The organism is Paraflavitalea sp. (assembly GCF_059502485.1).
Genome location: NZ_JCACET010000008.1, coordinates 1,251,907 through 1,272,278, shown reverse-complemented (window position 1 = coordinate 1,272,278; position 20,372 = coordinate 1,251,907). Strand labels below are relative to the sequence as shown.

At 47.5% G+C, this 20,372-nt stretch carries 18 protein-coding genes and 1 tRNA gene; 6 read left to right on the top strand and 13 right to left on the bottom strand.

Annotation, left to right across the window (positions count from 1 at the left end; genetic code table 11):
* Window positions 1–3: 3 nt before the first annotated feature.
* The gene (locus AC5JBY_RS08040) at window positions 4–1,317 is read right to left on the bottom strand and encodes a glycerate kinase type-2 family protein (RefSeq protein WP_495904052.1); all 1,314 of its coding nucleotides are present in this window, start codon (window positions 1,315–1,317) and stop codon (window positions 4–6) included.
* A 165-nt stretch (window positions 1,318–1,482) separates the two neighbouring features.
* Here AC5JBY_RS08040 and AC5JBY_RS08035 point away from each other — a divergent pair, with 165 nt between their 5' ends.
* Together AC5JBY_RS08035 and AC5JBY_RS08030 are read left to right on the top strand one after the other, a co-directional pair.
* Window positions 1,483–2,838: a vanadium-dependent haloperoxidase gene (locus AC5JBY_RS08035; protein ID WP_495904051.1), complete on the top strand. Its 1,356-nt coding sequence runs from the start codon at window positions 1,483–1,485 to the stop codon at window positions 2,836–2,838.
* Between the two features lie 138 nt (window positions 2,839–2,976).
* Window positions 2,977–3,840, top strand: a complete 864-nt coding sequence (locus AC5JBY_RS08030; protein WP_495904050.1) for a helix-turn-helix domain-containing protein — start codon at window positions 2,977–2,979, stop codon at window positions 3,838–3,840.
* Between the two features lie 7 nt (window positions 3,841–3,847).
* Here AC5JBY_RS08030 and AC5JBY_RS08025 read toward each other — a convergent pair whose 3' ends face one another.
* The 6 genes from AC5JBY_RS08025 to AC5JBY_RS08000 form a co-directional block, all read right to left on the bottom strand.
* A complete protein-coding gene (locus AC5JBY_RS08025) occupies window positions 3,848–4,693 on the bottom strand; it encodes a class I SAM-dependent methyltransferase (RefSeq protein ID WP_495904049.1) in 846 nt (281 codons plus the stop codon).
* 417 nt (window positions 4,694–5,110) lie between these two features.
* Window positions 5,111–5,389: a GIY-YIG nuclease family protein gene (locus AC5JBY_RS08020; RefSeq protein ID WP_495904048.1), complete on the bottom strand. Its 279-nt coding sequence runs from the start codon at window positions 5,387–5,389 to the stop codon at window positions 5,111–5,113.
* Window positions 5,390–5,406: 17 nt separating this feature from the next.
* Window positions 5,407–5,493 (bottom strand) — tRNA-Ser (locus AC5JBY_RS08015).
* A gap of 316 nt (window positions 5,494–5,809) precedes the next feature.
* The gene (locus tag AC5JBY_RS08010) at window positions 5,810–6,574 is read right to left on the bottom strand and encodes a TatD family hydrolase (RefSeq protein WP_495904047.1); all 765 of its coding nucleotides are present in this window, start codon (window positions 6,572–6,574) and stop codon (window positions 5,810–5,812) included.
* Between the two features lie 410 nt (window positions 6,575–6,984).
* Window positions 6,985–7,629, bottom strand: coding sequence for a polysaccharide deacetylase family protein (locus AC5JBY_RS08005; RefSeq protein WP_495904046.1), 645 nt, complete (start codon window positions 7,627–7,629; stop codon window positions 6,985–6,987).
* Between the two features lie 22 nt (window positions 7,630–7,651).
* Window positions 7,652–8,602, bottom strand: coding sequence for an ARPP-1 family domain-containing protein (locus AC5JBY_RS08000; protein WP_495904045.1), 951 nt, complete (start codon window positions 8,600–8,602; stop codon window positions 7,652–7,654).
* A 90-nt stretch (window positions 8,603–8,692) separates the two neighbouring features.
* Here AC5JBY_RS08000 and gltX point away from each other — a divergent pair, with 90 nt between their 5' ends.
* On the top strand, window positions 8,693–10,219 hold the full coding sequence (gene gltX, locus AC5JBY_RS07995) for a glutamate--tRNA ligase (RefSeq protein WP_495904044.1): 1,527 nt from the start codon (window positions 8,693–8,695) through the stop codon (window positions 10,217–10,219).
* An 83-nt stretch (window positions 10,220–10,302) separates the two neighbouring features.
* A complete protein-coding gene (locus AC5JBY_RS07990; protein WP_495904043.1) occupies window positions 10,303–10,722 on the top strand; it encodes a cobalamin B12-binding domain-containing protein in 420 nt (139 codons plus the stop codon).
* 36 nt (window positions 10,723–10,758) lie between these two features.
* Here the strand turns inward: AC5JBY_RS07990 and AC5JBY_RS07985 are convergent, their stop codons facing one another.
* Window positions 10,759–11,070 (bottom strand): hypothetical protein, encoded by a 312-nt coding sequence (locus AC5JBY_RS07985; RefSeq protein WP_495904042.1) that lies wholly within the window; start codon window positions 11,068–11,070, stop codon window positions 10,759–10,761.
* 34 nt (window positions 11,071–11,104) lie between these two features.
* Entirely contained in the window at window positions 11,105–11,881 is a 777-nt protein-coding gene (locus AC5JBY_RS07980) for a hypothetical protein (RefSeq protein ID WP_495904041.1), read from the bottom strand.
* A gap of 354 nt (window positions 11,882–12,235) precedes the next feature.
* Here AC5JBY_RS07980 and AC5JBY_RS07975 point away from each other — a divergent pair, with 354 nt between their 5' ends.
* Both AC5JBY_RS07975 and AC5JBY_RS07970 read left to right on the top strand, forming a co-directional pair.
* Window positions 12,236–12,730, top strand: a complete 495-nt coding sequence (locus tag AC5JBY_RS07975; RefSeq protein WP_495904040.1) for a hypothetical protein — start codon at window positions 12,236–12,238, stop codon at window positions 12,728–12,730.
* An 18-nt stretch (window positions 12,731–12,748) separates the two neighbouring features.
* Entirely contained in the window at window positions 12,749–13,522 is a 774-nt protein-coding gene (locus AC5JBY_RS07970; RefSeq protein WP_495904039.1) for an enoyl-CoA hydratase/isomerase family protein, read from the top strand.
* 56 nt (window positions 13,523–13,578) lie between these two features.
* On the opposite strand, the gene AC5JBY_RS07965 is transcribed toward AC5JBY_RS07970, so the two are convergent.
* From AC5JBY_RS07965 to AC5JBY_RS07950, 4 genes are all read right to left on the bottom strand, one after another.
* Complete coding sequence (locus AC5JBY_RS07965) at window positions 13,579–14,985, bottom strand: c-type cytochrome domain-containing protein (RefSeq protein ID WP_495904038.1); 1,407 nt, start codon at window positions 14,983–14,985, stop codon at window positions 13,579–13,581.
* An 18-nt stretch (window positions 14,986–15,003) separates the two neighbouring features.
* Window positions 15,004–15,936 carry a sugar phosphate isomerase/epimerase family protein gene (locus AC5JBY_RS07960; RefSeq protein WP_495904037.1) on the bottom strand — a complete coding sequence of 311 codons (933 nt, stop codon included), beginning with the start codon at window positions 15,934–15,936 and terminating at the stop codon, window positions 15,004–15,006.
* Window positions 15,937–16,035: 99 nt separating this feature from the next.
* Window positions 16,036–17,547, bottom strand: a complete 1,512-nt coding sequence (locus AC5JBY_RS07955) for a DUF1501 domain-containing protein (protein ID WP_495904036.1) — start codon at window positions 17,545–17,547, stop codon at window positions 16,036–16,038.
* Between the two features lie 2 nt (window positions 17,548–17,549).
* Window positions 17,550–20,279, bottom strand: a complete 2,730-nt coding sequence (locus tag AC5JBY_RS07950) for a DUF1553 domain-containing protein (protein WP_495904035.1) — start codon at window positions 20,277–20,279, stop codon at window positions 17,550–17,552.
* Window positions 20,280–20,372 lie beyond the last annotated feature (93 nt).

Sequence of the window (20,372 nt, the reverse complement as noted above, 5' to 3'; positions counted from 1 at the left end):
ATTTTATGGTACAATAGCCATCATCAGGTCCATTACATTGGTTTGTGTGGGACCGGTTATTATCAGACTGTTTGTACGTTGAAAAAAATAATAAGCATCCTGATCATTAAAATATGTTTCCATATCCAGTCCCTGATTTTCGGCTTCCACCCAGGTATTACGATCGATCACTGCGCCTGTAGCATCTGTAGGACCGTCTGTGCCGTCTGTGCCGCCACTCAGGATACAAATTTTATCCAACTTATCTTTTTTATACAATTCGACAAGGGCCGCCAGTACAAAATGCTGGTTTCGTCCTCCCTTCCCTTTGCCGGTTACTTTTACTGTTGTTTCTCCGCCTTGTATGATGCAGACAGGTTTAGACTCCTCATAATTCAAAGCCAATGCCACTAACTTTTTTGCTTCGTCTGCTGCATTGCTTGTAATCAATTGGCGGATGATGTAGACATGATAGCCCATGTTTGTCGCTTGTTGAGCAGCAGCCTCCACCGCTATGCGGTTATTACCAATGATCTTATTGACGGTATTATTAAAAAGTGGATCACCGGGCTTGGGCGTTTCTGCAATTGCTCCTTGCTTACCTTTTTCTATATGCTCCCGCACGCTTTTTGGCAACACTGGCAACAGATCATAGCGAGAGAGAATTGCATAGGCATCCTGAAAGGTGGATGGGTCTGCGACTGTGGGACCGCTGGCTATTGCTTCGAGGTCATCGCCAGGTACATCACTAATGACCAATGAAAATATCCTGGCTCCATTGGCATGCCGCACCAACTGCCCACCTTTGATCCCTGACAAATGTTTGCGCACCGTATTGACTTCATGAATATCTGCGCCTGATCTTATCAACTGATCAAATGTGGCCTGTACTTCAGACAAGGTAATATCTGGCGGCACATCGCACCACAGCGCTGAAGCGCCACCGCTGATGAGGCAGATGACTACATCGTTGGCTGTTGCTTTTTCCAACAAGTGTAATGTTTGTTTCACAGCTTCTACACCCTGCTCATCCGGAACAGGATGTGCTGCCTCCATCACTTTTATCTTTTTAGTTGGCAGGGCATGTCCATTCTTTGTAGTAACAATGCCCTCACTAATATGGTGACCTACTATCTTTTCTGCTTCTACCGCCATGGCTGCAGCGGCTTTACCTGCGCCTATTATATACAGTTTGTTGAATGATGAACGTGAGATGGCATGACCAGCGATCATAAGCACATCGTTGTTAACAGCCAGGTTAGCTTGCATTAGTTGGGCTGGCTGCACGGCTACCACCGCCGACCGGAATATCTGTTCTGCTTTCTCTCTATCTGTCATAGTGTTATCTAATATAACTGATTTTGGAACTTTACAGTCAATTTTCTGAACTCCAGGGGCAACGCTGGTTTCGCAAATCTTCCCAAATTGCAGTCCTGAATTATTCCTTGAAGGTCTGCCATCCAATCAATAGACCCTTTTTTTAACAATCAAACACGTTTTTTTATGTGCTCATCTTTTTACACGATGAACAGGCAGCGCCTTGTCTCTGCATTATCTATTGCTTTCTTCTTATTACTTTTTACTTCTTGCCGTAAAAATGATCCCTGGGACCCTCGCCCAGGCAAGGATGACCCGGCTGATTACCCAGCTGATGTGGTCGAAAAATGGATGGCTTTGCAGCTCAGGTTGATGAAGAATACGACTGGTGTTCCCAACCATGGTTTTACGCGTCATTATGCTTACTCAGGTATTGCTGCCTGGGAGTCCATCACACCGGGTATTCCCAGCAACTCCTGGAAGCGCCCTTGGAATGGGCTTACCGGTCTTCCTCAAACTACGCATGCCAAGAAATTTTACTGGCCTGCCAATGTCAATGCTTCACTGGCAGCAATTAACCGGTCTTTCTTTCCCAATGCCGGTGCTGCTGATAAAGCCGCTATCGATTCGCTGGAGACTGCGCTAAATGAAAGTTTTCTTTCAAAGGCTAACCAGGAGCGTTTAACTGCTTCTGCGCAATATGGCAAAGCTGTTGCTGCCGCTGTATTCAATTGGGCAGAAACGGATGGTTATAAAAATGCCAACGATCCTTATACACCTCCTGTTGGTGAAGGTTTATGGAAGCCTACTCCTCCGGCCAATGCTGCACCAGCTACGCCTTATTGGGGCAAAAACAGGCCTATCGTGGCAGGAAGTCTCGTGAATACGAATCCCGGTCCTCCGCCTGCTTATTCAACTGATCCGAATTCTCATTTTTATAAAATGGTTAAGCAGGTATATGATGTTTCGCTGACGCTGACTACCGATCAAAACAATATGTCGCTTTTCTGGCGTGATATTCCCGGTGTGTCTTCTCCCGGTCACTGGCTGAGTATATTGTTGCAAACCGTGCAGCAAACGGATGCTTCGCTGGCCAAAGCCGCTATGGCTTATGCGCTTACCGGCGCGGCAGGCAATGATGCGCTGATCGGTTGCTTCCAGGTTAAGTACACCTACAACCTCGTGCGCCCCATCACGTACATCCGTGAAAAAATGGGTTATACCAGCTGGAATTCTTTCATAGCTACTCCTGCGCATCCCGAGTATCCTTCTGCGCACTCAGCGCTTTCAGCAGGCGCTGCGGTTATCTTCGAAGAACTCTTCGGCAACGTTAAAAATTTCACTGATCACACGTATGATTATATGGGCTTTCCTCCACGCTCTTACACTTCTTTTATGGCCATAGCCAAGGAAGCAGGACAATCAAGATTATATGGCGGCATTCATTACCAACCTTCTATCGATGCAGGTTTACAACAGGGCACCAAGGCTGGCGCTAATGTGCTGGGTCAAAGTCTGTCGTCCAATTTTTCTCTGAAATGATCTGACGGTCCATTCCTACTCAAGAACCTGCCCTCCTATGAGGTGTCAGGTTCTTTTTTTAGGTACCCGCTACCCCCATTTCTGGGGAGTAGCCTCCGATGCCTCCAATAGTACTTTTGTACTATTAATTCAAAGGGGATGTACAATATATACGAGAAAATAGCGGCTAATGCCAGCTACTATCGCCAGTTTACCTGCCGGGAATCGCTTATCACTTCTATCAGTTGCTCGTACAAGGTCAAGTACGAAGATTTCTGGAGTCATTATAACTATATTGTTTACGTCATGGAAGGCCGACGTATCTGGCACACAGGCCAAGGTTCATATGAGTTGAAGAAAGGCAGTTGTGTGCTGGTGAAGAAAGGCGCCTGTATTGTGGAGCATTTTGTAGATTCTACTTTTTGCGTGGAAGTATTCTTTATTCCTGACGAATTTATTCAAGAAGTATTGAAGTCAAAGTCGGTACCTCTTCATAAAGCTACAGATTGCCACGATCCGGTGATCCCTATTGAAAGTAGTGAGCCGGTACAATCTTTTTTCCAGTCGATGCTTTCTCACTTCGATTCGGCCCGGGAACCAGACCCCGCCTTACTGGAGCTTAAGTTTCGGGAGCTGATTCTCACCATTGCCGACAACCCATCCAACACGGAACTATTATCTTATTTCTGCTCTCTACTAAAGGGATCACAAAGTGTATCGCTGCAACGGGTGATGGAAGATAATTTTCGTTTTAATCTTGGACTGGAAGAATTTGCCCGGTTGAGTGCCCGTAGTTTATCTGCTTTCAAACGTGACTTTTTACGATTCTATCAAACAACGCCCGGCAAGTGGCTGATTGAAAAGAGACTCAACCATGCGCTTCACCTGCTTACCAACCTGGACAAGCCGGTAGCAGATGCCGCTTTTGAAAGTGGTTTTGAAAGCGCGGCTCATTTCAGCCGCGCTTTCCGACAACGTTTTGGACAGTCACCGCTGGCGATGAAGCAGGGGGTAGCGGTATAGCTTATAGTTAACGACTCACCGTCACACGCATAAATGTAGCAGGAATGGCTGTTTTATTAGGATCATCACTTTTATTCAGGCTGTTGAACAAGGTTTCCAGCTCATGTTGTAACTCCGCAGTCTTCCCATTTTTCTGTGCCGCTTCAAATGCATTCATGGTTGGGCCATAATAGTTCTTAAATCTTTCGACAAATGCGGAAGGCGGGAATGGAGCTATGAAGGGATAAGTATCTCTTTCAAAAGAAATGTTTTCTGCAGGAATGCCGGCCTTGCCAAACCGCTCGGTCACATGGCTTTCAACACCCCATAGCATCGGGCTTACAAAACCTTCTGGCGGTGGTGGGGTGTAGGCTGAACTGATCTTAAGTATCTGCGCCACCAGGGTAGGGTCATTCGGTATCCAATTGCCCATTATAATTCTTCCTCCGGGGCGAGTGACCCGCACCATTTCCTTTGCTACGTCGAATGGCTTAGGGGCGAACATAGCACCGAAGATGCTTACCACCAGATCGAAAGAGCCATCTTCCAATCCTTCGAGGTTGGTGGCATCGCCTTCCCGGATAGCGATATTGGTTAGCCCTTCTTCGCGGATGCGCTTGTTGCCAGCCTCCACAAGGTTCCTCGCAATATCCACGCCTAATACATTAGCACCAAGCCGGGCAGCGGGAAGCGCTGTGGTACCGTCACCACAACCGAGATCCAATACATTCATGCCGGGCATGACGCCCAGTTTACTTACAAGTGCCGTTCCGCTCTCACGCATGCACTCCGCCATTTTAGTAAAATCGCCTTTTTCCCATAACGCTTTGTTGGGGTTGGTGACAGCTGGCTGTACACCTGTTGATTCGCTCATTAGGTTTGTTTTAAGAGATTAACAATAAGTAGTCTTCAAAATGGGAGTCAACGAGAGGGATTAATAAGGCGGAGATAACTGAAGATACGGAATTATAGTGGTTGAAAACGGCAGGTACAAGCCAATCACTCAAAATGGTGATGGCGGCTATATTCTGGCAGGTGTAACCGCTTTTCCGACGGGAATGTATCAGGCAAGTCTATTGATTATAGTGGCAGGTTCCTGAAAAACGAATAATGTGCCGGAGCAAACTTTGTAATACTCAACAATAGAAATGCCCGACCTGAGAGGCCGGGCATTTTTGTTTGGCGGAGACGGCGAGATTCGAACTCGCGATACCCTTTCGAGTATACACACTTTCTCCCGACAGCCGTCGGGACTCCTTCAAACACTCGGACATATCAGGTTGTCAGGGCTTTAGCTTGCGATTTCCTCAAACCTGCCGCTGATCAGCCATTCAATATATTTCCGGGATTTCTTTTTCTTGATAGCATTTTCTCTTTTGATCGCTTTTGACCGACTATCGTAGCACTCAAAATAACGTAACCGCCAAGGGCCTTTTCCGGAGGTATATTGGCTCAGACCATCAAAATGCTTGCTCATGCGACGATCAAGGTCATCACATTGACCTATATAAAAAGAAAAGTCCTTCAAGGACTGAAGGACATAAACGTAGAACTTTTCATTGTGTTCCATACACAACTGAAATATTGCGGAGACGGCGAGATTCGAACTCGCGATACCCTTTCGAGTATACACACTTTCCAGGCGTGCTCCTTCAACCACTCGGACACGTCTCCAATATTTTGATAACACTTACTTCTTAGAACTTTGAACTTGTCCGAACTCGCGACACCCTTTCGAGTTTCACACTTTCTCCCGATTTTCATCGGGACTCCTTCAACCACTCGGACACGTCTTCAATATTTAAAATAACACTTACTTCTTAGAACTTTGAACTTGTCCGAACTCACGATACCCTTTCGAGTTTCACACTTTCTCCCGATTTTCATCGGGACTCCTTCAACCACTCGGACACGTCTCCAGTTGAAGTCTAAAACCATTTTATGGATCGCTCCCTAAAAATGGGTGGCAAAAATACAGTTTCGCGTCCTATCAACCGAATATTTTTTGGGCATTGGCCGTAGTAATTTTTGCAACCTCCTCTTGGGGCATTTCTTTTACTTCGGCAAGCTTTTCCAACACGTACTTTAAATAACTGCTTTCATTGCGTTTGCCCCGGAAGGGTACCGGCGGCAGGTAGGGCGCATCCGTTTCCAATACCACGTGTTCCAACGGGATATTCTTCAGTACTTCGGGCAGGGTCGTCTTTTTATAGGTAAGCACCCCGCCAATGCCCAGGTAGAAACCGGCGTCGATGATCTGCCGGGCCTGCTCCTCTGTGCCGGTAAAGCAATGGAAGATTCCGCCCAGCGCTCCTTTTTGGTGTTCCTGTACGATGCGAATACAATCGTTCATCGACTCCCGGGAATGGATCACGATGGGTAGTTTGTACTGCAAAGCCCATTCTATTTGCTGGTGAAAGGCAGCTATCTGCTGTTGATCGAAACTGCGGTCCCAGTAGTAATCGAGGCCTATCTCTCCCACCGCTGCAAACTTTCTTTTGCTCAGCCATTCGGCCACCAGGTTCAGTTCTTCCTGGTAATCTTCTTTCACCGATACCGGGTGCAGCCCCATCATGGCAATGCACTTGCCGGGAAAACGGGCTTCCAGGTCGAGCATAGTGGGATGGCTTTCGCTGTCGATGGCTGGCAGGTAAAACCGGTTTACCCCCTCTGCTTCAGCGCGACTGATCACCGCCTCAATATCGCTCAGGAAGGAGTTGCTGTATAAATGAGTATGGGTATCAATGATTTGCATAATATAACACTATTCAAAAGAGGGCAAAATTATTTACATTTTGCCATCATAAAGCCAATTTATAAGGCTAAATCGCTATAAATCGTAACGGACCATCGTTTTTTCCTGATGACAGCTCCTGCCAACCGTCAATTGAAGGCGGCACCGATCGTACCTAAATAAGGTATTGAGCTACCTGATTTGGACACCGAACCGACAATGTGACTGACTACCCAATCGCCATTACCAGAAAGTGGTATTCGAAATATCTTTGGTCGAATCAAAAAAAATTATACCTTTAAATCAGTTTTCATAGGGTACGGATTAAAAACGGGCCAGGGTGTCTACCCAGGCCCAAATTATTTTAGGACGTTTCTCCAATTTTGGGAATCCGATTCACGACAAATTTTCAGTCTTACAGTAGTATTTTTTTACAATTGAATTGCCTCAAAACGGTACCCCTTACCACTAAAATATTTGAGCATTGCCGGTAACGCTTCCTTCATTCTTGGAAATGCTTTTTCACTATCATGAAAAACAACAATACTTCCCTGCTTTGACTTATTAATAACATTTAATGTGCAGCTTTCCGGAGAAAGATCGCGGTCAAAATCACCACTTAGCACATCCCACATGATAATTCTAAAGTTTCGGTCGGAACCTTTATACGCAGCTATATCAGAGAGGATTTTCACCTGGAATTTGGTGATCCGTCCGTATGGTGGACGGAATAGGTTGGAGTCTATATGCTGTGACGCCTCCACGATGTTGTTGATATACTGATCGTTTTTTACTTTCCACCCATTGAGGTGATTGTGGGTGTGGTTGCCCGTACGGTGGCCTTCGTCCAGTATTCGCCGGTAGATAGCGGGGTGTTCTACTACATTTTTTCCTATACAAAAGAAGGTAGCTTTTGCCTGGTATTGCTGTAACACATCTAATGCGTAAGGGGTGGCTGTTGGGTGGGGGCCATCATCGAAAGTGAGGTAAATGATCTTTTCTGTAGCGGGCATATCCCAGGTACAACCGGGATACATTTTCTTAAGGAGCCATGGTGTTTTGAAGAAGTAAAACATGGTACTACAAAAGTAGCCGAAATTACTCTTTGTAGCCTGTTATATGATATACCTTCTCTTCATAGCGGAATATCTTACCATTTTTCTTCAGGTATTCCTGTTGTCCGCGTTCGCTGGAGAGGACCTTATCGAGGTATTTCTTTACGGTGTCGTCTTTTGCTGTAACGGGGCTGCCGCGCACAATTGCATCCTCGATGTAACCACGCAATAAAGGCTCCAGCTCTTCCCGGAATAAGTTGCCACCGGCAAATGCATCCATGCCGATCACTTTATCGCCACTTACACATACAAATCCCACTACACCGCTATCCTTGAATATTTTATCATAAAAGAAACGGAAATATTCATCTTCCTGCAATACATATTTCTTGTCCTGTTTCCGCGCCGTATAGGCCAGTGTAGGCGCTTTAACGCCGCTGCCATCCAACTGACCGAAGATTTCCTTCCACACCAACACCTGGTTCTTAGATTGGTCTACCACCTTGCGCAAGCCCGGGTTGGCATAACCGAAATAGCTAAACTTTTTTTCTTTGTCGCTCCAGCGTCCTTCTTCCACACACATTACATCTATGTACTGATCTTTGCCGTTGGGCTTTAATATGGTATCTCTCGTCACCATGCGGTCTTGCCGGCCACCCGCGATGATCTCACCCGAGGCGATAAATATAGCCGTATCGGACCGGTTGTTGATGCGCAGGTAATGTACATTTTCTGTAGAAGCGCTGCCGCGTTCGCTCACTTTCACATAGCCCAGTTTCAATGCCTGGCTGAGTGAGATGATGGGTTTGCCATTGTGTTGGGGAATGCCGAGGGGGTTGCCATTACCGCCTCCCTTGGGGCGGAGGGGAATTATCTTGAGGTTCTTGTATTCCCAGGTGCTGTCGTAATCCACTTCGAGGTTTTGGTACGTAAGCTGCGCCTGTGTACACTTTACCACCAACATCAGCACCAGTATGAATAGGCCTTTCGACATAGAATATTAACGTTGGACGCTCTAAAATAGTACTTTCCCGCTGGACCCCGCTTTCTGCCTTGTACCTCCTACTCCTTATCTTTGCCGCCTATGGCAAAAAAAGTACGCGTTCGATTTGCACCCAGCCCGACAGGCGGCTTACACCTGGGGGGCGTGCGCACGGTTTTATACAATTACCTGTTTGCCCGCCAGCACGGGGGCGATTTTGTGTTGCGGATTGAAGATACCGACCAAACCCGCTATGTGCCGGGTGCTGAAGAATATATTATCAACTGTCTTAAATGGTGTGGGCTGGAGCCCGTGGAAGGCCCACACGTGGGTGGCCCTTATGCCCCTTACCGCCAAAGTGAGCGCAAATCCATCTACCGCCAGTATGCCGAACACCTGGTGCAAACCGGGCATGCTTATTATGCTTTCGACAGACCGGAAGAACTGGAGTCTATGCGCCAACGCCTCAAGACTCCAGAGAATCCCTCTCCGCAATATGATCATACCACCCGTCTGGAGATGCGCAATTCCTGTTCCCTGACGCTGGAAGAAACAGAAACGTTACTCGAAGATGGCGTACCGTATGTGATCCGCATCCGCATGCCTGAAAATGAAACGGTGACTTTTACCGATATGATCCGTGGTGAAGTGAGCTTCCATACAGGGCTGGTGGATGATAAAGTATTGCTCAAAGCTGATGGTATGCCTACTTATCACCTTGCTGTGGTGGTAGATGACTACCTGATGAAGATAACGCATGCTTTCCGTGGCGAGGAATGGCTGCCCAGCGCACCGGTACACGTCCTGCTGTGGAAATACCTGGGTTGGGAACAAGACATGCCTCAGTGGGCCCACCTGCCATTGATACTGAAACCAGACGGTAATGGTAAATTAAGTAAGCGTGATGGCGACCGTCTCGGCTTCCCGGTATTTGCTATGAACTGGGCCGATCCCAAAACCAATGAGTTCACCAAAGGCTTTCGTGAACTGGGCTTTTTACCCGAAGCTTTCATCAACCTGCTGGCAATGCTGGGCTGGAATGATGGCACCGAGCAAGAGCTGTTTACATTGGATGAACTGATACAAAAATTCTCTCTGGATCGTGTACATAAAGGCGGCGCCAAGTTCGACTTTGAAAAGGCCAAGTGGTTCAATCATGAGTGGATCAAGAAATTACCGGCTGATCGTTTGCTGCAGGCCGTTAAACCTTTCCTTGCAGAGAAAGGTATCACTGCATCGAGTGACGAATATTTACAAAAGGTTGTTGACCTGGTAAAAGACCGCTGCACTTTGCTGGCTGATTTTTATGACCAATCGAAATTCCTTTTCGAAACACCTACAGAACTCGATCTCGCTGCGGTGAAGCCCAAATGGAATGAAGAAAAGAAAGCGTTCTTTGAAGCTGCGAGCGAAGAACTGCGGGCTGCGGGCAGTTGGAAGGCTGCAGACCTCGAAGCATCGTTTAAAGCGCTGGCTGCTCAAAAGAATATCAAGCCTGGTGATGTGCTGCTTCCTTTGCGCATCATGCTGGTAGGTGGTAAATTCGGCCCGGGTGTATTTGATATTGCAGAACTGATTGGCAGAGATGAAACACTGAAACGCATCAGTAACACATTAGCACAATTGTAAAATACAAGCTGCGGGCCGATACTGCTAACGATTGCCCAACATACTGCTTCGGCCCGCAGCACACTGCTATATAAACAAGCTATATGAATGAGAAATTAAACAGACCTGTTCGGGTATTGGTGGCAAAGGTGGGATTGGACGGCCACGATCGTGGCGCGAAAGTGATTGCCACTGCTTTGCGCGATGCCGGCATGGAAGTGATTTATACCGGACTACGCCAAACTCCTGAAATGGTAGTGAATGCTGCCTTGCAGGAGGATGTGGATGCTATCGGCATCAGCATTCTCTCCGGCGCACACATGACCGTGTTCCCCAAAGTGATCCAACTGATGAAGGAAAAAGGTATGGACGATGTATTGCTCACCGGCGGCGGCATCATTCCCGAAGATGATATGCAACAGCTGAACGCACTGGGTGTAGGCCGGCTGTTTGCGCCCGGCACCTCTACGCATGATATTGCCGGCTATATTACCGACTGGGTGAAGGAACACCGGAGCTTTTAAAGTACAGCCCTTCGACAGGCTCAGGGTGACACCCTATTACGACATTATCATTATTGAAGAAGTATCATCTGGCATTACCAGAACAGGAACTACTGCGCCGGGCGCCGGTACTTTTTCTGCCAGTATCATGGTATGTATGAGCTGATACAGCAGCTTCTCCTGCAGCCTGATCACCACCCAGGCCTTCAACTCTACATAGCCTTTCAACAATTCCTGTACAGCTTCGATTTCGATGATACGGGCGTGGGCAGCTACGCCTTCCTGCAATATGATCCGTTGTTGCTGCAGCTGTCCGTATACCAGCTTACGGCTCTTTTTTCGCTTTCTTATGTTCCACCATGCAATCACACGCTTTCATTTTATAGTTTACAAAGGGTCGGTATTACAGTTTAGCTGCATAATAGTAAGTAGTAACCGCACTGACTTTCTTTCCGCGTTTAGCGATCAATTTAACTGGCATGCCATCCTCGTCTGTCTCATACTCGTACGTGAAAGAGTAATTCCGTTTGCCATTGCCGGCTGTCGAAGTGATTTGTTTTACCAGGTGCCTGCTGCTGTTGCCCGTCAGGCTATTGATATTTCTTCTGAACTTAAAATCCTCCAGTCCTGTAAGGTTATTTTTCTCCTTGTAATACGCCAGCTCTTTGGTATTATTCAGTTCATTATTGAGCCAGGTAGATATCTTTATTACATCGCTGCCCTCATACTCATAAGCAATGGTGTAAGTACCTGTTTTACCATAATCCCGATATTCTTTCACCAGGTAACTGCCGGCATTGTATTCAAAAAGGTGTTGTACGGTATCAGGTGCGTAAACATCATACGTAGCTATGGCTTTACCACTGATCAACTTACCAGCCGTATCGAGCCGGCCTTTGAAAGTATATACAATCCTGTCTTCTGTTTTGGAATATTCACTAATCAACACGCTGTCTGCCCAAAAGCGAAAGCTATTTACCTCCACATTATTCTCCACGCTGGTAATGCGTCCGATACTATCTTTCATCAACCGGGTGGAGGAAGCACTATCGCCGGTGCTTTGCCATTGCACGAGGCTTTTTGTTATTACAACTTTCTGCGGCGGCACTTTCATGTATACAAACGCCACATACCCAACAAGACACAGCACGGCCACGCCGGCTATTGAAAGCCATTTCATGATTAATAGTTTAATGATTAATGGATACCTGATCTGTTATTGACCGCGCAAAGTTGATGTAATAAAGCGCTCCTGTAAAATGATGTCCTTTGAAGTGAGGTTTTCCTTTACTGAAATGCACTAAACTCAATACAGCACGTAATCAGGATGCAAATGTACAGGCACCTGACGCGCCGGATAAGCACTAATGGGTGGTTAGCGATTTTAATACCATAACAGGTATAATTTCTGATTGGCCGGCATTTCATACAGCGGTATGCCCGCTTTACTAAGTTTTAAGTACCAGCCGCCTGTTTTTGCTTTCGTCGCCCAGCTGCAAGCCTCAACTTTGGCTTCTATTTAAACCTTAAAACGATGATTACAAAAAAGTTGATGATCGCTGTGCTCGTATTGATTGGCCTCATTTCCTGCAAAGGAGGATTCCGCACAGGCATTAAAAAAGACCTGGGCAATGGCATTACCACTACCTGGACGAATATAGAGCCGCAGGAAGTGCTGCGGGTAATGAATAATGAAGTGGTATCACACAACCAGGTAGTGCTTGGTGAAAGCTTTGCCGTCATCAACCGGGGCGTGGAAGGGCTGGTAACCAAAGACGGAAAAGTGTCTGTAGGTTGTTCGCTGGTGATCACCGACAGCAGCGGCAAAACGATGCTGTCTGAACCGGACCTGTTCAAAGGAAATGATGTGTGGGACGAGGAAAAAGCCAGGGAATTGAAGTGTACGATCAACACCGGGAAGCCTATGGATTGGGAGCAGGAATACAAGATTGTAGTAACCTTTTGGGACAAATATGGCAAGGGTAAATTAGAGAACAGGTTAACAACCCATATACAAGACATTCCTTAGATTTGGAAAAAACTTGCCATGTACGAGACATTACTGGTTGAAATCGAACAACATATCTGTACCATCACTATTAACCGGCCCGACAAACTGAACGCTATCAACAAGACGGTAATGGACGAGCTCGGTAAGGCAATCGATGAGGTGTACAGCAATCCCGACATCAAATCGGCCATCATCACCGGTGCAGGCATCAAAGCTTTTGTAGCCGGTGCCGACATCAGCGAGTTCCAGGGGCTCAGTAAAGAGCAGGGTATGGCCATCGCCAAAAAAGGCCACGATATCTTCTTTAAAATAGAGCGGTCGCCCAAGCCCATCGTAGCAGCCGTCAATGGCTTTGCTTTAGGTGGCGGCTGTGAGCTGGCCCTCTCCTGCCACTTCATTATTGCTGCCGACACCGCCAGGTTTGGGCAGCCTGAAGTGAACCTCGGCCTTATACCCGGCTATGGCGGAACCCAGCGGCTGGTACAGTTGGTAGGCAAAGGTCGCGCCATGCAATTGTTAATGAGCGGCGACATGATCTCTGCAAGCGAAGCACAATCGTATGGTATCGTGAATAAGGTAACACCTCCACGGGAGCTGCTGGACAGAACAAAAGAGATATTGCAAAACATACAATCCAAGGCCCCCATTGCCCTGGCCAGCATCATTAATTGCGTCAACAATTTTGACCACACCCAGAAAGGTTACGATCTCGAAATACAAAAGTTTGGAGAATGCTTTGCTACTGAAGATATGCAGGAAGGCGCCTCCGCGTTTTTGGAGAAGCGGAAACCAGTATTTCAAGGAAAGTAATTAGCGTAATAAGAAGCGATAGGTGACACCTTTTGAAAAGGTGTCACCTATCGCTTTTACTTTTTCACTGAGGGTTTTACTTCTGTAGTATCTGTTTCCAACAGCGGCACTTTGTAACCACCGGTATCGATCTGTACGCCGGGAAAGGCTTTTTGTAATTTTGTATAATCTGCCGCACGTACCGCAGTCTGGTAACAATAAATAGATTGCAGTTTATCCAATCCTTTCAATTGCAATAATCCTTCAGCACTCACCTTTGTACCTACCAGGTTCAGGTATCGCAACTCTTTAAGTGTATTGAGTTGTGATAGTCCTGCATCGGTAATGCTGGTATGATTCAATTGAAGACGTGTAAGGTGATCGCATTGCGCAATAATGTTCAGTGCAGAATCATTCATAGCAGGCAAGCCCAGCTTTAGCCATACGAGTTGTTGTTTCACCGGCAGCAACAGGGACAAATCTTTATTCCCGGCTTTTGTTGCTGTAATAAAGTTGGCCGAAAGGTAATGGCTATTTTGCGACACCGGTAAAATGACCACACCCAGCTCCCTGATCTTTTTGAGGGCGTTTTCATCAGCGCGATCAACCGGCTCTGTAGGAATAGCAGCCGGGCTCGGTTTTGTTGCTGCGCCAGAGCTGTTTTGCAAGGCCAGTAAGACAGGTTTAACAGCAGCTGGCTGTTCCAGCTCTTTTACTTTTTTATCGAAAGAAGCACCCTTCTCTATCCACCAACGTACCAGCAGGGCTTCGCTTTCTGTTAACTGAGGTTTTTCTTTGGGCGGCATGTGGTCTTCATCTTCCCGCGGCAGCAATATCCTTTTCAGCATATCGCTTTCATCGGGTTTGCCGGGCATCAACACAACTCCATTCTTTCCTCCTTTCAACAACAATGCCTGCTCGTCCATGCGCAAGCCACCCTTTTGCTTATTCTTATTGTGACAGCTGTAACATTTGGTTTCCAATAAAGGCTGGATGACCTGCTGGTACACAGCCGCTTCCTGTACATCCGTGATAACGACCCGCTGCACCGTATCAGCACCATTGCCCAGATTGGTAAACGGGCGGGTAAGGTAATCGGAGCCATGCGTAAGCGAGCCACCAATATGCCCTGTGATACTTACCAACACGATCAACACAATCATCAATGGCCAGTGCCAGCGTTTGGCAGTATCCTTCTTGCGCAGGAAGTACAACACGATGGCCACCACTGCCACACCGATACCCATCCACTGGTGCTGGCTGACCAATTCTTGATCATAATCATCACTGCGGGATAGGAAGTAACCAGTAATGCAGGAAATAATAGCGCTGATCATGCCGATGAGCAACGCGATCGTGATTGCGTGATGCAACCCCGGCGACGGCTTCCGTCTTTCAACCAGCTGGAAAATACAGGCCAGTACAAGAATGCCGATGGGCAGGTGAACAAATACTGGATGGAAGTGACCGATTAAAGGAAACACTATAGTCTACGGATGAATTTAAGAATATCGTTTTCTAAGCATCTGCATCATATGCACATTGATGGCCCACTGATCAGACAGTGGCTGACGTGTATAGGGCAATGTTGGCATATAATCGGGTGGACCAAACTCTGTAAGGATCGTCATCACTTCACCGGCTTTCTTCTTGCGCTCTATCACTTTATCCCACCAGCCAACATGTGCTTTCACAGCCGGGTCCCACTCAGGTGCACGCGGATCGCTTACCTGCGGACCTTCCGGATGGCCAATGCGCGCATGAATATGCTCTACGCGCTCCAGCGCCATGGCTACATTTTCGGGTTGATCGCCCAGCAGGCTTTCATGCACATTGCACCAGTGCGATACATCGAACGTGAGGCGCAGATCGGGCAGTTTCTCTATAAAATGACGTGCTACAGACGCCGCAAACAGTATCCGCGACCGGTGTGTTTCATGGCATATTTTGATACCGGTTTGTTTCGCTAACTGCGTAGTATGATCAATGAATGTCTGGTTTTGCTCGAAGGAGAAGTAATCACGGCCAGCATGGCAGTTGATGTACAAAGGCCGTTGTACTTTATTATTGGCCGCCGCATCTATTGCTTTTTTGAACTCGGCTAAATGCTCCTGCGCGTTACTGGAGGAACCTCCACACAAGAAACCAATATCCAGGCTATGTTTCTTTAAAGCATCGAACAGCTCTTTGCGTCCCTGCTCATCGCCGGGCCACCACATCTCGATGCCATCATAGCCTTCCTTTTTTGCTTTAGCACAAAACTCATCTACAGTGCCCCTGAATCCCCAATTGGTAGCCAACACTTTTAAAGAAAAAGCAGGATTGACAGTAAAGGCAGGCTTATCATCAGCCATCGCATCGAAGGCCGACAATAGCATAGCACCGGCAGAGACAGAAGTACCCAATTCAAAAAACTTTCGGCGGCTCAAAGTCATTTGGTTATGTTTATTAGTTAAAGGTTAATGTAAGAGCTGTTAGCTTTTAGCCTTTAAGGGTTAGCTAAAAGCTAATACCCAAAAGCTAACCCCTATTCTCTAAGCAATGATCTCTTCTATCACCCGGCCATGCACATCCGTTAATCGGAAGGGACGGCCCTGGAACTGGTAGGTGAATTTCTCATGATCAAAGCCCAGTTGATTCAGGATCGTAGCCTGAATATCGAATACAGTGGTCTTGCCACTGATGGCGGCATAACCTATCTCATCTGTTTCGCCAAAGCTGGTGCCTCTCTTAATGCCACCACCCGCCATCCAGATGGTAAATGCTTCTACGTGGTGATCCCTTCCTTTGAAAGGATTTTGTTTACCATCGCGGTTTTCCATCATGGGCGTTCTGCCAAACTCACCACCCCATACTACGAGTGTATCTTCCAGCAAGCCACGTTGCTTGAGATCGAGCAGCAGCGCAGTAGTAGCTTTATCTACCTGCCGGCATTTATTGATAAAGCCTACATCGATAGCAAGGTTGCTATCGGTACCATGACTATCCCATCCCCAATCAAACAGCTGCACAAAGCGCACGCCTTTTTCTACCAGCTTGCGCGCCAGCAGCACGTTGTTTGCATAACAGGATTTGCCTGGTTGTGTACCATACATCTCGTGGATATAAGCAGGCTCGTCATTGATGTTCATCACTTCCGGCACAGATATCTGCATCCGGTAAGCCATCTCATATTGAGCAATGCGTGAAAGCGTTTCTGGGTCGTTGAACTCTGCATGCTGTTGCCTGTTCACTTCATTGATAGCGTCGATCGAAGCTTTGCGCAGGTCACGGTCTATGCCATCGGGATCTTTGATGAACAATACAGGATCGCCTTCACTACGGCATTGAACACCCTGGTAAACGCTTGGCAGAAAACCGCTACCCCACACGCTTTTACCAGCGTCGGGAAACTTGCCACCAGAGGTCAGCACTACAAAGCCAGGCAGGTTCTGGTTCTCCGTACCCAGGCCATAAGTAGCCCAGGAGCCCATGCTGGGCCTGCCCAGGCGTGGGCTGCCCGTATGCACCATCAATTGTGCAGGACCATGATTGAACTGATCGGTAGTTACCGCTTTTAAAAAACTCACCTCATCGGCTACACTCGCCAGGTGCGGCATGTGTTCAGATACCCATGCGCCGCTTTGTCCCCGTTGTTTGAATGCTGCTTGTGGCCCCATCATCTTGGGTACACCACGAATGAAAGCAAAACGTTTTCCTTCCAATAAAGAAGGGGGACAGTCTTGCCCATCCAGTTTCATCAGTGCAGGTTTATAATCGAATAACTCCAGTTGAGAGGGGGCGCCTGCCATGTGCAGATAGATAACCGATTTGGCTTTGCCAGGAAATAAAGGCAGCTTAGGCGCCAATGGATTGGCCGCATCAAACGCAGTAGGCGTAACTATTTCACCACTACCGGAACCGCAACCACCCAGCAAAGCGCCCAACGCCAACCCACCAAGGCCCATCGCACTTTCCTTCAGAAAGTTTCTGCGGGTGATGTATTGCAGCGCCCTTGCATTGGCTTCATTCAGGAGGCGTTGATTATGTAATTCCTTTTGTGTCATCGTTAATTTTTAGTGATCAACTCATCCAGGTTCAGCATTGCATTGGCAGTAACCACCAGTGCTGCCGTTTCAGGATTATTGTGTTCATTCATTACTCCGATCACAGCACAGGTTTTATCTTTATCGCGCTGGTAGGTTTGCAATGCTTCACTATATAACTTATTCAGTACAGCCAGTTTTTCTGAAGAGATGGGTTTGTACATCGCCAGCTCGTATCCTTTTCGGATCTGTTGCTGCACATCTTTACCAGCCAGGCGTTTCATGCGGTACGCAAGGTTGCGTGCCATATCGAGGTACGCTTCATCATTAAGCGTTACCAACGCCTGTAAAGGAGTATTGGTGCGAATACGCCGGGAGGTGCACACTTCCCGCAGGGCGCCATCAAAAGTGATCATAGAAGGATAAGGAGCTGTGCGTTTCCAGTAAGTATAGATAGCCCGCCGGTGCGCATTTTCGCCTTCGGCATTTTTCCATTGTGCACCATTCCAGGGCGATAACCAAATGCCATCCGGCTGATAAGGAAACACAGATGGGCCATACATGCCCGAACTCATCAGTCCGCTGATACACAATCCCTGATCCCTGACCTGTTCGGCTGACAATCTTACCCGTGCTCCTCTTGCATATAATTTATTGAAAGGATCTTTTTCCAGTAGTTCAGGGCTCACTTTTGAATCCTGCCGGTAGGTGGCCGACAACACGATTTCCCGCATCAATCTTTTAAGACTCCATTTATAATCATGCATGAAATTATAAGAGAGGTGATCCAATAATTCACGGTGAGTAGGAGGAATACCTTGTGTGCCGAGGTCTTCCAGCGTCTCTGCAAGGCCACTGCCAAAGAACTGTTCCCATACCCTGTTCACCATCGTGCGTGCGGTAAGTGGGTTATCGGGTTGTGTGATCCACATAGCCAGTCCCAGCCGGTTGCGTGGCGCCTTCACCGGAAAAGGATTCAACGCATGCGGTACATCGGGCGCCACTGTTTTGCCTTTTACCAACCAGTTGCCACGTTCAAACACCTGTGTAGGGCGATGCATGTCGGCAGGATTATCCAGCATGATCGGCGTAGTAGGAACGCCTTTGTTCAACAAGCCCCAGTACCTTGCTTCCATTGCTGCATAACCAGGCTGTCCCTGGCCGGGGAATGATTCGGAAAAATGAAACCAGTCGAAAGTGATGCCCACCATATCAGGATTGGTAAGGCTCTTGCTGTTGTACGTTAAATAAATATTGTGCATGCCTGAAACAGCAGGCAGTTCAAATCGTACAGTTTCCCTTCCCTTGGTAGCGGGCAGCTTGATTACTTTCACCAGTTGACCATTCAGACTGTCGAGCCTGATGTTCATGACTCCATCCTTCAGGCCTGAAGAATAACGGATCAACAATTGCGTCTTATTATCGAAGTTCACCTGTTGCAGGCGGGCGCTGCCATTCATGCGAAAGGTCAGCCACTTGGTATCAGCCAGTGCAGCATTCACCAGTTCATCAGCTGTAAGAGAGTGAATAGAAGGTTCCCAGGTTTTTACAAACCGCTCCCATTCCCGGGCTTTATCCTTTGAAGCATATTTTGTTACCCAATCTGTCAATGTTACGAGTTCCCGTTTCATGGAATCGGTAAAGTGCCGCAGCAATGGGTAGTCTTCAAATGAATCGTCATCACGCGTATCATTAAAGAACGCCATGAACTTGTAGAACTCGTCATGCGTAAAAGGGTCATAAGGGTGGCTATGACATTGCACGCAGGCAAACGTAGTGCCCATCACCCCTTCCCACGTGGTGCTTACACGGTCCAGCACAGCCGCCGTGCGAAACTCTTCATTGTCCGTACCACCTTCATCATTCGTCATGGTATTGCGGTGGAATGCAGTAGCGATGTATTGCTCATCGGTGGGATCAGTCAGGAGGTCGCCGGCTATTTGTTCGGTAAGAAAAACATTGTAAGGCTTATCGGCATTGAAGGCATCGATCAGCCAATCGCGGTAGCGCCAGATATTACGCCCTCCATCACGCTCATACCCTTTGGTATCGGAATAGCGAGCAAGGTCGAGCCAGAGCGCTGCCCACTTCTCTCCGAAGTGGGGTGATGCCAGCAGCGAATCTACCAGCAGTTCATATGCACGGGGATCATTGCGCTGCAAATAAGTTTTTGCCAACGCATCAGGCGCCTGCATACCAATGAGGTCAAGACTTACGCGCCGCAATAAAGTAGCTTTATCTGCTTCGGGCGAGGGCTTCAGCTCAGCAGCTTTCAGCTTCTCATAAATAAAATGATCGATGTTGTTGTTGGCGCCAGCAAGATCTGTAGCAGGAACAGGCGTTTCCTTTACCGGTACATAAGCCCAGTGATCACCCCAGTTGGCGCCTTGTTTGATCCAGTTGCTCAATGTTTTGATCTCTTCGTCTGTGAGCGGCTCTTCATGATAAGGCATGCGTTCTTCATGATCCTTAAGCGTGAGGCGACGGATCATTTCACTTTTACCGGGTTGGCCGGGAATGATGGCCGGCTTACCTGATTCTGTATTCGCCAACGCCTCTGAACGGAACAGGAGACTAAACCCACCCTGACGTTTAACGCCGCCATGGCAGGAGATACATTTCTTATTAATGATGGGCTTAACTTCGGTGTTGAAATCAACCGTGTGGCTTCGGGTGCTGAATGTAAATACCAGTACTGCAACGAGCAATACAGCAACGACCAGCAGCGTCTTTTTTACAGCAGGAGCAATCATAATGTACTTAACCGTTTGGCTGACGTTTAAAGTTAACGATAATCCTGTTCATTGCATCCTGCGGCAACCTGCGCAATCGTTTGTCTTTTTTTT